At 72.0% G+C, this 12,549-nt stretch carries 10 protein-coding genes; 3 read left to right on the forward strand and 7 right to left on the reverse strand.

Annotated features, from left to right (window positions below; all coding sequences use genetic code 11):
• Positions 1-2: 2 nt before the first annotated feature.
• Both ACIRJR_RS00625 and ACIRJR_RS00630 read left to right on the forward strand, forming a co-directional pair.
• Positions 3-824 carry a GNAT family N-acetyltransferase gene (locus ACIRJR_RS00625; protein ID WP_403771638.1) on the forward strand — a complete coding sequence of 274 codons (822 nt, stop codon included), beginning with the start codon at positions 3-5 and terminating at the stop codon, positions 822-824.
• Positions 825-1,245: 421 nt separating this feature from the next.
• Complete coding sequence (locus ACIRJR_RS00630; RefSeq protein WP_403771641.1) at positions 1,246-1,704, forward strand: ATP-binding protein; 459 nt, start codon at positions 1,246-1,248, stop codon at positions 1,702-1,704.
• On the opposite strand, the gene ACIRJR_RS00635 is transcribed toward ACIRJR_RS00630, so the two are convergent.
• From ACIRJR_RS00635 to ACIRJR_RS00645, 3 genes are all read right to left on the reverse strand, one after another.
• On the reverse strand, positions 1,652-3,130 hold the full coding sequence (locus tag ACIRJR_RS00635) for an amino acid permease (RefSeq protein ID WP_403771644.1): 1,479 nt from the start codon (positions 3,128-3,130) through the stop codon (positions 1,652-1,654). The two genes, ACIRJR_RS00630 and ACIRJR_RS00635, sit on opposite strands and share 53 nt — an antisense overlap.
• A 174-nt stretch (positions 3,131-3,304) precedes the next feature.
• A complete protein-coding gene (argF, locus tag ACIRJR_RS00640; protein WP_403771647.1) occupies positions 3,305-4,321 on the reverse strand; it encodes an ornithine carbamoyltransferase in 1,017 nt (338 codons plus the stop codon).
• 139 nt (positions 4,322-4,460) lie between these two features.
• Positions 4,461-5,693 (reverse strand): arginine deiminase, encoded by a 1,233-nt coding sequence (locus tag ACIRJR_RS00645; RefSeq protein WP_403771650.1) that lies wholly within the window; start codon positions 5,691-5,693, stop codon positions 4,461-4,463.
• Between the two features lie 312 nt (positions 5,694-6,005).
• Between ACIRJR_RS00645 and ACIRJR_RS00650 the strand changes: the two genes are divergently transcribed.
• A complete protein-coding gene (locus ACIRJR_RS00650) occupies positions 6,006-6,344 on the forward strand; it encodes a nuclear transport factor 2 family protein (protein WP_403771653.1) in 339 nt (112 codons plus the stop codon).
• 153 nt (positions 6,345-6,497) lie between these two features.
• On the opposite strand, the gene ACIRJR_RS00655 is transcribed toward ACIRJR_RS00650, so the two are convergent.
• From ACIRJR_RS00655 to ACIRJR_RS00670, 4 genes are all read right to left on the reverse strand, one after another.
• On the reverse strand, positions 6,498-9,041 hold the full coding sequence (locus tag ACIRJR_RS00655) for a polynucleotide kinase-phosphatase (RefSeq protein WP_403771656.1): 2,544 nt from the start codon (positions 9,039-9,041) through the stop codon (positions 6,498-6,500).
• Positions 9,038-10,513 (reverse strand): 3' terminal RNA ribose 2'-O-methyltransferase Hen1, encoded by a 1,476-nt coding sequence (locus tag ACIRJR_RS00660; protein ID WP_403771659.1) that lies wholly within the window; start codon positions 10,511-10,513, stop codon positions 9,038-9,040. The genes ACIRJR_RS00655 and ACIRJR_RS00660 overlap by 4 nt, the downstream gene beginning before the upstream one ends.
• Positions 10,514-10,556: 43 nt before the next feature.
• Positions 10,557-11,492 (reverse strand): homocysteine S-methyltransferase, encoded by a 936-nt coding sequence (gene mmuM, locus ACIRJR_RS00665; protein WP_403771662.1) that lies wholly within the window; start codon positions 11,490-11,492, stop codon positions 10,557-10,559.
• 127 nt (positions 11,493-11,619) lie between these two features.
• A complete protein-coding gene (locus ACIRJR_RS00670) occupies positions 11,620-12,543 on the reverse strand; it encodes an LLM class F420-dependent oxidoreductase (protein ID WP_403771665.1) in 924 nt (307 codons plus the stop codon).
• Between the last annotated feature and the right edge of the window lie 6 nt (positions 12,544-12,549).

Below are 12,549 nucleotides of genomic sequence, written 5' to 3' on the forward strand. Positions count from 1 at the left end.
GCATGACCTGGACCTTCACCGATGACGTGGACGCCTTCCTGGAGGCGGCCGGAGCGTTCCTGGCCGCCCGGCCCGCCGAGAACACCCTGCTGCTGACGGTCACCGCCACCCTGCGGGACAGCGGGCCGGGGGCCTACGGCCCGGAGCCGCCCGTGCTGGGCTGGTGGCGCGGGGCGGACGGGGAGGTGGCCGGGGCGCTGGTGCGCACACCGCCCTTCGTGCCGATCCTGGGCACGGCTGCCGCCGAGGCGGTCGAGGCGCTGGCCCACGCGCTGCCGCTGCCGGGCGTCAACGCCGACCGCGACACCGCCCGGGCCCTCGCCGCCCGCTGGCCCCGCCACCGGGTCGACGAGGAGCACCGGCTGTACAGGCTGGGTACGTTGGTGCCGCCCTCCCCCGCACCCGCCGGGGGCCCACGGGCGGCCACCACCGCCGACCGCACGGTGCTCGTCGAGTGGCTGAAGGCGTTCGGCCGGGAGACCGGCCAGTCGGGCGACCGGGCGGAACCGATCGTGGACGAGCGCACGGCCCACGGCGGCCTGACCCTCTGGGAGACCGACGGTGTCCCGGTGTCGATGGCGGGCGTCTCGCGGAGGATCGCGGGCATGGTCCGGGTGGCGAGCGTCTACACACCACCGGAGCACCGGGGCCGAGGCTACGCGGCAGCGGTGACGGCGGAGGCGAGCCGCGTGGCGCGGGAGGGCGGGGCCCGGGAGGTGCTGCTCTTCACGGACCTCGCGAATCCGACGAGCAACGGGGTCTACCGGCGCATCGGCTACGAGGCCGTCTCCGACCGCCTGCTGATCACGGCGGAGCCACGCTGAGCGCCTGACCCCCCGGAGGCGCCGGCGGCGCGGGGCCGGCTGGTCGCCGCGGACGTCATGAGGTGGAGGCGGCACGGCGAGGGCGGCCAGGAGCCGCGGTCCGGGGGCCAGGCCCTGCCGGGGTGAGGGAAGGTCTCCTCCAGCCGTCGGGCTGCTCCTGATGCGCTTCGAATCCATCGCTCATCTGTGAGTTCCGTCATGAGTGCACGACGGAGCGCGACCGCGTCACTGTGGCGAACGTCCCTTTTGCGCCGGTCGTCAGCCCCTATGTCTGCGGCGTCGCGCTTCGTATGGTTGAGCGCAGGAAGTCCTGGTACAGAAGCACGTACCTTCCGGTGACGGAGGACGCCGCCCCGGGCACAGCACCCCCGGGGCCGAAGTCCCCTTCCGGATACCTCGCTCCCGAACGGAAACGCCCGCCTTGCCGTCCGACGTCCCCGCACCGCCGCCCCGCTCGTGGCGCATCGCCCTGCCGCACTCGACGGCAGCCGTGCCGGTCGCCCGCGCCCTCGTCCGTACGGCGCTGGCGGACCTCGACGCGCCCGCGGACAGCGACACCGCCGAGCTGCTGACCGCCGAGCTGGTCGCCAACGCCGTGGAGCACACCGACGGCTCGGGACCCATCGAGCTGGTGGTCGAGCTCCTGGCGTCCGGCTGCCAGGTCGAGGTCCACGACCACGACCCGGGTCCGCCCGGCGACCTGTCCCGCCTGACGCCCGGCAGCGCGCCGGACCCGTGGCAGGAGCACGGGCGCGGGCTGCTCCTGATACGCGCCCTCAGCTCCGCCTGCGGCCACCGCCCCACCGAGCACGGCAAGGCGGTCTGGTTCACCCTCCGGTCGAGCCCGGCACCACCTGGTCCCGCGGCTCCCCGGGACTGACGAGCCGGGAGCGGCTGCGGCTGTATCCCGCGTACACCAGGGCGCCCACCGCCAGGAAGACGACGAACTGCACCCAGGTCGTCCAGCCCGTGCCGTACATCAGGTACAGGCAGAAGGCGATACCCAGGACCGGGCTGAAGGGATAGAGCGGCACCCGGAAGGAACGCCTCAGCTCGGGGTTCCGGCGGCGCAGCGCGATGACCGCGACGTTGACCACCGCCATGGTCGCGAGCGTGCCGATGGTCGTCAGGTTCACGACGACGTCGAGGGACGAGAACGCGGCCGGGACGGCGAAGACGACGGCCACGATCCACGTGTTGGCGACCGGGGTGCGGGTCTTCGGCGACACCCGCTCGAAGACCCGGGGGATGAGCCCGTCACGGGACATCGACATCAGGATCCGGGTCTGGCCGTACATCACCGCGAGGACGACGGACGCGATGGCGACGACCGCGCCGAAGGCGATGACGCCGCCCCCGACACCGGACCCGGTGACCGTGTCGACGACCAGCGAGAGCGCGGCCGGCTTGTCGCCCACGTCGTCCGCGCCCAGCGCGCCGATGGCGCCGAGGGCGACGGCGCAGTAGAGCAGCGTGACCACGCCGATGCAGATCATGATCGCGATCGGGATGTTGCGGCGGGGGTTCCTGACCTCCTCACCGGCGGTGGTGATGGCGTCGAACCCGATGTACGAGAAGAACGCCACCGACGCACCGGCGGTGACCCCGGCCATGCCCTGGGGGGCGAAGGGCGAGAGGTGCCCGTCCTCGAACGCGGTGAAGGCGATCGCGCAGAACGCGATGAGGATCCCGATCTTCAGCACCGCCATCGCGGCCGTGGCGCCCGCGCTCTCCCTGATGCCCCGCACCAGGAGCGTGGCCGCCATCATGACCACGACGACCGCCGGCAGGTTGATCACGCCGCCGTCGCCGGGTCCGGACGAGAGCGCGTCGGGCAGACTCCAGCCGATGAGGCTGTCCAGCAGTTCGTTGACGTACTGGCTCCAGCCGACCGCGACCGCGGAGACCGAGACGCCGTACTCCAGCAGCAGGCACCAGCCGACCAGGAACGCGACGCGTTCCCCGAGGGTGGCGTACGCGAAGGAGTAGGAGCTGCCGGAGACCGGGATGGCTCCGCCGAGCTCGGCGAAGGAGAAGGCGGTGAAGATGCAGGTGATCGCGGCGAGGACGAACGAGATCACCACGGCGGGGCCCGCCTCGGCGACGCTGTCCGACAGCCCGACGAAGATACCGGTGCCGACGATCGCCCCGACACCGAAGCAGACGAGCTGGAAGAGGCCCATGGTGCGCCGCAGCCCGTGGCCTTCCAGGTCGGCTCCGGACTCGGCGAGCAGCAGATCAGGGCTCTTGATGCGCGCCCCCGCCCTGCGGGCAGGGCTGTTCGGGGCGGGGGAGGCGGGACTCATGGGGGGACGGGTCTCTTCTCTGGTGGTGCGGGGACCGAGCCTGTGGGGTGGCTCTCACCTGGGCACGCACCCCGGACCGGGCACATGAAAGGGGTTCGGACGTGCGAGCCCGAACCCCACCAAGTAGCACCATCGTAGCCACTTGCACGCATGTTCACCCAATCGGGTGCATGTTCATACGCCCTCCGCGCCGCCTGCCAGCGTCGCGACCAGTACGGCCTTGATCGTGTGCATCCGGTTCTCCGCCTCGTCGAAGACGACCGAGTGGGGGGACTCGAAGACCTCGTCGGTGACCTCCAGCTCCGAGAGGCCGTGCCGGGCATGGATCTCCCTCCCCACCTTGGTACCGAGGTCGTGGAAGGCCGGGAGACAGTGCAGGAACCTGACGTCGTCGTTCCCCGTGGCGCGCAGGACGTCCATGGTCACGGCGTACGGCGCGAGGGCCGCGATCCGCTCGTCCCAGACCTCCTTGGGCTCCCCCATGGAGACCCAGACGTCCGTGACGACGAAGTCGGCACCGCGGACGCCTTCGCCGACGTCCTCGGTGAGGGTGATGCGCGCGCCGCTGGACCCGGCCAGCTCGTGGGCCCGGTCCACGATCTCCTGCGCCGGCCAGTAGGCGGCGGGCGCCACGAGCCGGACGTCCATGCCGAGCAGGGCTCCGGTGATCAGGTAGGAATTGCCCATGTTGAAGCGGGCGTCGCCCAGGTAGGCGAAGGTGATCTCCTCCAGGGGCTTCGGGCTGTGCTCGGTCATCGTGAGGACGTCGGCGAGCATCTGGGTGGGGTGCCAGTCGTCGGTGAGCCCGTTGAAGACGGGCACGCCCGCGTGCGCCGCCAGGTCCTCGACGGCCTGCTGGCTGTCACCCCGGTACTCGATGCCGTCGAACATCCGGCCGAGTACCCGGGCGGTGTCCTTCACCGACTCCTTGTGCCCCATCTGGGAACCGGAGGGGTCCAGGTACGTCGTGGACGCGCCCTGGTCGGCGGCGGCCACCTCGAACGCGCAGCGCGTCCGCGTCGAGGTCTTCTCGAAGATCAGCGCGATGTTCCTGCCGCGCAGCCGCAGCACCTCCGCGCCCGCCTTCTTGGCGGCCTTGAGCTCGGCGGACAGGGCGATCAGGCCGCGGAACTCCTCGGCCGTGAAGTCCAGCTCCTTGAGGAAGTGGCGGCCTGTGAGGTCTATGGCCATGGTGACTGCTCCTGGATCGGCTGAGGCATACGGGCGATGCCTGGAAGTCTATACGAGCCACCGTATTGCTATACAGAGCCTGCCCTCGCGCCTCCCTCCACCCGCGCCCTCCCCCTCGCGCCTCCTCCTCCGCCCTCCCCTACACGGGATCACGCACCACGGGACAGCTCATGCAGCGCGGACCGCCCCGGCCCCGGCCCAGTTCGCTGCCCCGGATCTCGATGACCTCGATGCCCTCCTTGCGCAGGTACGTGTTGGTGGTGGCGTTCCGCTCGTACGCGACGACGACCCCGGGCTCGACGGCCAGCACGTTGCAGCCGTCGTCCCACTGCTCCCGCTCGGCCGCGTGGACGTCCTGGGTCGCGGTCAGTACCCGGATCCCGTCCAGGCCGAGCGCGGCGGCGACGGCGCGGTGCATGTGCTCGGGCGGATGATCCGTGACCTTGAGCTCACGCGGGCCGGAGCCGGGCTCGATCGTGTAGGAGCGGAGCATCCCGAGTCCGGCGTACTTGGTGAAGGTGTCCCCGTCGATCATCGTCATGACCGTGTCGAGGTGCATGAACGCCCTCCGCTTGGGCATGTCGAGCGCCACGATCGTCCGCGCCGACCCCGCGTCGAAGAGCCCTCGTGCCAGCATCTCCACGGCCTGCGGGGTGGTGCGCTCGCTCATTCCGATCAGGACGGCGCCCCGGCCGATGACGAGGACGTCACCGCCCTCGATGGTGGACGGATAGTCGTCCTGGCCCTCCGACCAGTGGTGGAAGACGCCCGCGTCGGGGCCGGTGAACAGGGGATGGTGCCGGTAGATCGCCTCGAAGTGCACGGTCTCGCGCTGCCTGGCCGGCCACCGCATCGCGTTGATGGACACGCCGTCGTAGATCCAGGCGGAGGTGTCCCGGGTGAAGATGTGGTTCGGCAGGGGGCTGAGCAGGAAGTCGTCCAGATCCATGACGTGGAAGCGCACGGAGGTCGGCTCCGCGTGCCGCTCCAGGAATTCCCGCTTCGTCATCCCGCCGACCAGGGCCTCGGTCAGATCCGCGGCGGACATCCCCTCGAACGCCGCGCGCAGGTGCTCGGTCGCGAGCGGGCCGTACTCCTTCTCCGCGAACACCCGGTCGAGGACGAGCCGCCGGGCCACGGGGATGCCGAGGGACTCCCGGAGCAGGTCACCGAAGAGATGGACCTCCACCCCCCGGTCGCGCAGCACGTCGGCGAAGCCGTCGTGCTCCTCCCTGGCCCGGCGCACCCACAGCACGTCGTCGAAGAGGAGAGCGTCCTTGTTCCTGGGTGTGAGGCGCTTCAGCTCCAGATCGGGTCGGTGCAGGATGACGCGGCGCAGCCGCCCGGCCTCGGAATCGACATGGAATCCCATGCCCTCATCCTCACCGCGCGAGGCACCGTTCACCCCGCGAACCGCCACCGGATTCGGAGCGGGCCGGGGCGGCCTGCCTCCGCCTCGCGTGTCCACGTCCGTGTCCACCCGTGTCGACGCGTCCGTCGGTGGGCGAACGGGGGCAGTGGCTCACTCGTCCGCCCGCGTCGGCGTGCCGACCGGGCCACCCGGTGGGTCGGCCACCGAGACTGGCCTCGACACCACACCCACTCCGTCCGGCGGCCCCGGTCGGGCGCTCCCCCGGGACCGCCGCCGGCACGCGCCGCACTCCCCCGCGAAGGAGCCTTCCCCATGTCTGCCACTCCGCCGCCCCTGCCCCCGGTGGTCCGCGCGTTCGTGGACGCCGCGAACGCCCAGGACACGGCCGCCTGGCTGCGTACCTTCGCCCCGGACGGCGCGGTCGACGACTGGGGTCGCGTGTTCACCGGGTACGAGGCTCTGCGCGGCTGGAGCGACGCGGAGTTCATCGGTGCGCACGTCACCCTGGACGTCACCGAGGTGTCGGCGGGCCCGGACGAGGGGGACGTCACCGTCCTGGCGCAGGTCGGCGGTGACGGCTTCAACGGCCCCTCGCACTTCGCCTTCACCGTACGCGAGGGCCTGATCGCCCTGATGCGCATCACCGCCTGACCCCACCGGGGCCGCGCCGCGCCGTGCGGACGGTCCGCCGCGCCGTGCGGACGGTCCGCCGTGCCGTGCGGACGGTCCGCCGCGTCGTGCGGGCACGGCGGTGGGCCGGGCCGGGGCCCGGGCGGTTGAACCGCCCGCCCGGGGCCCGCGCCGCTACAGCCGGGGGTCGACCGGCTCGGACTCCAGCGCCAGCACCGCGAATACCGCCTCGTGGACCCGCCACAGCGGCTCCCCGTCGGCCAGCCGGTCGAGCGCCTCGAGACCGAGGGCGTACTCCCGCAGGGCCAGCGACCGCTTGTGACCGAGGAACCGGGAGCGCAGACGCTCCAGATTCTCCGGCCGCGTGTACTCGGGGCCGTAGATGATCCGCAGGTACTCCCGGCCGCGCACCTTGATGCCGGGCTGGACGAGCCTGCCCTTCCCGTCCCGGACCTGGGCGCCGAGCGGCTTGACGACCATGCCCTCGCCACCGCGGCCGGTCATCTCCAGCCACCAGTCGGTGCCGGAGCTGACCGAGTCCTCGTCGCCCGTGTCGACGACGAGCCGCCGGGTGACCTGGAGCAGTCCGGTCGGATCGTGCTCGACCAGGCGGTCCAGCCACGCCAGCTGCTCGTCGTGCGGAACGGACGCGAGGGAGCGTCCCTGCACCGCGAGGATCTGGAACGGCGCGAGCCGGACACCGTCGAGCCCTTCGGTGCTCCAGCAGTAGCGGCGGTAGGCCTCCGTGAAGGCGGTGGCGTCCTCGGCGCGTTCCCGCTGGCGCCCGGCGAGGGCACCGACGTCGATCCCGCGGGCGGCAGCCGCCGCCAGGGCGCCCTCCGCCACGGGCAGCACGGCACCGGCGGCCGCGCCCACCGCCGCGTACTGCGAGCGCAGCAGTCCCGCGGCCTTGAGGGACCAGGGCATCAGCTCGGCGTCGAGCAGCACCCAGTCGGTGTTCCACTCCTCCCAGAGTCCGGCGGCCGTGACCGCCGCGCGCAGCCGGCCGAGGACGACCTCGGTGAGTGCCGTGTCGTCCAGGAAGGGACGGCCGGTACGCGTGTGCAGTGCGCCTGTGGGGCCGTCCGTACCGAAGCGCTCCCGGGCGGTGCCGGCGTCGCGGCAGACCAGCGCCACGGCGCGCGAGCCCATGTGCTTCTCCTCGCAGACGACCTTGCTGACGCCGTCCGCCCTGTACTGCGCGAAGGCCTCGGCAGGATGCTCCAGGAAACCCTCCTCGTGGGAGGTGGCGGTCGGTGCCATGGTCGGCGGGAGGTAGGCCAGGAGCCTCGGGTCGACGGCGAAGCGGCTCATGACCTCGAGGGCCGCCGCCGCGTTCTCCTCACGCACCGCGACGCGGCCCATGTGCCGGGTCTCCACGATGCGGCGGCCCTGCACGTCGGCGAGGTCGAGCGGGCGGCCCTCCCGCCCCCCGGGGGCCTCGGTGGCCAGCGGCTTCACCGGCTCGTACCAGACCCGCTCGGCCGGCACGTCGACGATCTCCCGCTCGGGCCACCGCAGCGCCGTCATCTTCCCGCCGAAGACGGCCCCGGTGTCCAGGCAGAGGGTGTTGTTCACCCAGGAGGCCACGGGCACCGGGGTGTGCCCGTAGACCACCGCGGCACTGCCCCGGTACTCCTCGGCCCACGGATAGCGCACGGGCAGCCCGAACTCGTCGGTCTCCCCGGTCGTCTCCCCGTACAGGGCGTGCGAGCGGACCCGGCCCGAGGTGCGCCCGTGGTACTTCTCGGGCAGCCCCGCGTGGCAGACGACCAGCTTGCCCTCGTCGAGGACGTAGTGGCTGACCAGTCCGTCGATGAACTCGGCGACCTGCCTGCGGAACTCGGGGTGCTCCGCGTCCTCCCGCTCCAGCTGCTCCACGGTCTCGGCGAGACCGTGGCTGTGCTGCACCTTGCGCCCCTTGAGATAACGGCCGAGCTTGTTCTCGTGGTTGCCGGGGACGCACAGCGCGTTGCCCGACGCCACCATGGACATGACGCGGCGCAGCACACCGGGGCTGTCGGGGCCGCGGTCGACGAGGTCGCCGACGAAGACGGCGGTACGTCCCTCGGGGTGCGCGCCGTCCTTGTACCCCAGCTCTCCGAGCAGGGTGTCCAGCTCGGAACTGCATCCGTGGATGTCGCCGATGATGTCGAAGGGACCGGTGAGGTGCCGGAGGTCGTTGTAGCGGCGCTCCAGGACGACCTCGGCGGTGTCGGCCTCTTCCTCGGTGCGCAGGACGTGCACCTTCCGGAAGCCTTCGCGTTCCAGTCCGCGCAAGGAGCGGCGCAGTTCGCGGCGGTGGCGCTGCACGACGTGGCGGGGCATGCCGGCGCGGTCGGGGCGGGCGGCGTTGCGCGCCTGGCAGACCTCTTCCGGCAGGTCGAGCACGACGGCGATGGGCAGCACGTCGTACTCCCGGGCCAGCCTGACGAGCTGCTTGCGGCTCTCGGGCTGCACGTTGGTGGCGTCCACGACGGTGAGCCGGCCCGCGGCGAGGCGCTTGCCCGCGATGTAGTGGAGCACGTCGAAGGCGTCGCCGCTGGCGCTCTGGTCGTTCTCGTCGTCGGCGACCAGGCCTCGGCAGAAGTCCGAGGAGATGATCTCGGTGGGCTTGAAGTGCTTGCGGGCGAACGTGGACTTGCCCGAACCGCTGGCGCCGATGAGGACGACGAGGGACAGGTCGGTCACCGGCAGGGTGCGCGAGGTACTGGTCATGCGGCCTTCGCCTCCTTCGTCGTCTCCTGGGCCGTGGTCATCGTGAACACGGCCATCTGTGTGGGAGGCCCGACCTCGGGGTCCTCCGGCCCCACGGGTGCGAACGCCACGGTGTAGCCGTGGCGTCCGGCGACCCGTCCGGCCCACTCCCGGAACTCCTCCCGGGTCCACTCGAAGCGGTGGTCGCCGTGGCGCACGTGCCCGGCGGGGAGCGTCTCCCAGCGGACGTTGTACTCGACGTTGGGCGTCGTCACCAGCACGGTCCGCGGTCGCGCCGAGCCGAAGACCGTGTACTCCAGGGCGGGGAGCCGGTCCAGGTCGAGGTGCTCGATCACCTCGCTCAGCACGGCCGCGTCGTACCCCTTCAGCTGCTTGTCCGTGTAGGTGAGCGCGCCCTGCCGGAGGGTGACGCGCCCGGCCTGCCGCTCGCCCATCCGGTCCAGCTTCAGCCGGCGTGCGGCGACGGTCAGGGCGCGCACCGACACGTCGACCCCGACGATGTCCGTGAAGCGGGTGTCCTTGAGCAACGCCTGTACCAACTGGCCCTGGCCGCAGCCGAGGTCGAGCACCCGGCTCGCCCCGGCGGCGCGCAGCGCCTCCAGGATCGCCTCACGGCGCCGCTCGGCGAGCGGGACCGGCTTCTCCTCCGTGTCGGTGGTCTCGTCCACCGCGTTGTCGACGCTCTCGACCTCGAGGTCGTCGGACTCGGCCAGCCGGACCAGTTCGAGCCGCTCCGTCGCCTGCCGGGTGAGCCCCAGGCGTCGGGAGAGATACCGGCTGGTGATCAGCTTCTGCTCGGGGTGACCCGCCAGCCAGCCCTCGCCGGCCCGGAGGAGCTTGTCCACCTCGTCGGGTGCGACCCAGTAGTGCTTGGCGTCGTCGAGCACCGGAAGCAGCACGTACAGCTGGCGCAAGGCCTCCGCGAGCCGCAGTTCCCCTTCGAGCACGAGCCGTACGTAGCGCGAGTCGCCCCACTCCGGGAACCGCTCGTCCAGAGGTACGGGCACGGCCTCGATCCGTGTCCAGCCGAGCGGGCCGAAGAGCTTGCGCACCAGCTCCGCACCGCCGCGCGCGGGCAGCGCCGGGACCTCGATCCGCAGCGGCAACGCCTCCTGTGCCCGCTCGGGCAGTGCCCGGCACACCCCGTTCAGCGCGGACTTGAACACCGTCGTCATCGCGACCGACAGCAGCGACGACGCCGCGTACGGCCGGTCGTTGACGTACTGCGCGAGCGCCGCGTCGGGGGCTCCGCCCCGCCCCTTGCCCTTGCCACGCCTGACCAGCGCCACCGGATCGACCTCCAGCAGGAGCGCGGCGGTACAGCGCTGCGCGGACGCCTCGGGGTAGAAGACGTGCGCGGTGCCATGAGACGTGGAGAACGTCTGCGCCTTGTCGGGATGCTTGTGCAGCAGGTAGCCGAGGTCGGTCGCGGGACGGTCCGGGATGCCGGTCGTACTGATAGTCAGGAACACGTGTCCGAGTATGGTGCGGCAGCCCGTCTCCCACCAGGCTTTTTCATGCCGCCGGCGACTCCAGCCGGTCCCCCAGCGCGGCGATGTCCGACGGACCGACCCGGCAGCATCCGCCGACCAGCCGGGCGCCGGCCCGCTGCCAGTCCCGGACCCGGCCCGGTTCGAAGGTTCCCCTCCCGGTCCAGTCACGGCCGTCGGCGTCCCATGTCTCCCCACTGTTGGGGTAGACGACGACGGGCTTGCCGGTGGCCGCGGCGGCCACCTCCACCGCCCGGTCCGCGTCGGCGGGGTCACAGCAGTTGACCCCGACGGCGACCACCTGCTCGATGCCCGCGACGAGCCCGAACGCCTCCGCCAGAGGCTGCCCGGCCCTGGTGCGGTCGCCCGCGACGCTGTAGGAGAGCCACACCGGGACCCGGAGGTCCTGCACCACTCCCAGCAGCGCCTCGGCCTCGACGGTGTCCGGCACCGTCTCCAGCGCCAGCACATCGGGGCCCGCCGCGGCGAGCGCCTCCGCCCGGGGCCGGTGGAAGCGCGCCAGCTCCCGGACGGTCAGGCCGTACCGGCCCCGGTACTCGCTGCCGTCGGCGAGCATCGCCCCGTAGGGTCCCACCGAGGCGGCGACCCAGAACTCCCGCCCCGCCACCGCGCCCGCCCTGCGCGCCGAGTCCACGCTGCCGGCCATCAGCTCCGCCGCGCGGGCCCTGCCGATCCCGCGCCGTGCGAAGCCTTCGAAGGTCGCCTGATAGCTGGCGGTGATGAGCACCTGCGCACCCGCCCGCGCATAGGCCGTGTGCGCGGCCTCGATCTGCTGGGGCGCGTCCGCCAGCAGCCGGGCCGACCACAGGGCGTCGGACAGATCGCAGCCCTGGGCCTCCAGCTGGTTGGAGAGCCCTCCGTCCAGCAGGACGGTCCCCTCGGCGAGCGCTTCGCCGAGCGTACGGCCGGGCGGGACGTCCGGTGTCCGGGCGGTGTGCACGGGTGCTCCTCGCTTCCTGATGGTTCCGACGGTCCCGCACGGCCCGCGGCGTCCTGCCCGCCGATTCCCGTGCGCGGTTCCTGACGCCCCACGGCCCGCGTGGGATCCGGCCGGCCGCTCCCCCGTCTCAGCCCAGTTGCGACTGGACCTGCGACGAGATCAGTTCCAGATGCTCCAGGTCGTGCAGGTCCAGCACCTGGAGATAGATCCGTGACGAGCCGATGGCGGCGTACCGGCCGATCTTGTCGACCACCTCGGCGGGCGAGCCCGCCAGACCGTTCGCCTTGAGATCCTCGACATCCCGTCCGATGGCGGAGGCGCGGCGCGCGACCTCCGCCTCGCTCCTGCCGACGCACACCACCAGGGCGTTGGAGTACACCAGGTCGTCAGGGGCGCGGCCCACCGACACGGCCGCGTCCCTGACCCGGCCGAACTGCTTCTCGCTGTCCTCGATCGACGCGAAGGGGATGTTGAACTCGTCCGCGTACCGAGCGGCCAGCCGAGGCGTGCGGACCGCGCCGTGACCGCCGATCAGGACCGGCACCTTCGCCTGGGCGGGCTTCGGCAGCGCCGGCGAGTCGGTGAGCTGGTAGTAGGTCCCGTCGTAGCTGAAGGTCTTGCCGGGCTCGGTCTCCCACAGCCCCGTGACGATCGCCAGCTGCTCCTCCAGCCGGCCGAACTTCTCCTTCGGGAACGGAATGCCGTACGCCTTGTGCTCCTCCTCGAACCAGCCCGCGCCCAGACCCAGCTCGACCCGGCCACCGGACATCTGGTCGACCTGGGCGACCTGGATGGCCAGCACGCCCGGCAGCCGGAACGTCCCCGCGGTCATCAGTGTGCCGAGGCGGATGCGCTTGGTCTCCCGGGCCAGCCCGGCGAGGGTGATCCACGCGTCCGTCGGGCCGGGCAGACCGTCCCCCGAACCCATGCGCAGGTAGTGGTCCGACCGGTAGAAGGCGTCGAAGCCAAGGTCCTCGGTGGCCTTGGCGACGGTCAGCAGGGTGTCGTAGTCCGCCCCTTGCTGGGGCTCGGTGAAGATTCGAAGATCCATGCCTCC

Origin of the sequence: Streptomyces sp. NPDC102402, assembly GCF_044765765.1 — a bacterium.
GTDB lineage: Bacteria > Actinomycetota > Actinomycetes > Streptomycetales > Streptomycetaceae > Streptomyces.

What these genes read in the sequence shown, in the direction of transcription:
- ACIRJR_RS00635 (WP_403771644.1), bottom strand. Translation starts at nt 3,130, where the DNA reads ATGAGTCCCGCCTCCCCCGCCCCGAACAGCCCTGCCCGCAGGGCGGGG.
- ACIRJR_RS00655 (WP_403771656.1), bottom strand. Translation starts at nt 9,041, where the DNA reads ATGACCAGTACCTCGCGCACCCTGCCGGTGACCGACCTGTCCCTCGTC.
- ACIRJR_RS00645 (WP_403771650.1), bottom strand. Translation starts at nt 5,693, where the DNA reads ATGGGATTCCATGTCGATTCCGAGGCCGGGCGGCTGCGCCGCGTCATC.
- ACIRJR_RS00670 (WP_403771665.1), bottom strand. Translation starts at nt 12,543, where the DNA reads ATGGATCTTCGAATCTTCACCGAGCCCCAGCAAGGGGCGGACTACGAC.
- argF (WP_403771647.1), bottom strand. Translation starts at nt 4,321, where the DNA reads ATGGCCATAGACCTCACAGGCCGCCACTTCCTCAAGGAGCTGGACTTC.
- ACIRJR_RS00625 (WP_403771638.1), top strand. Translation starts at nt 3, where the DNA reads ATGACCTGGACCTTCACCGATGACGTGGACGCCTTCCTGGAGGCGGCC.
- ACIRJR_RS00650 (WP_403771653.1), top strand. Translation starts at nt 6,006, where the DNA reads ATGTCTGCCACTCCGCCGCCCCTGCCCCCGGTGGTCCGCGCGTTCGTG.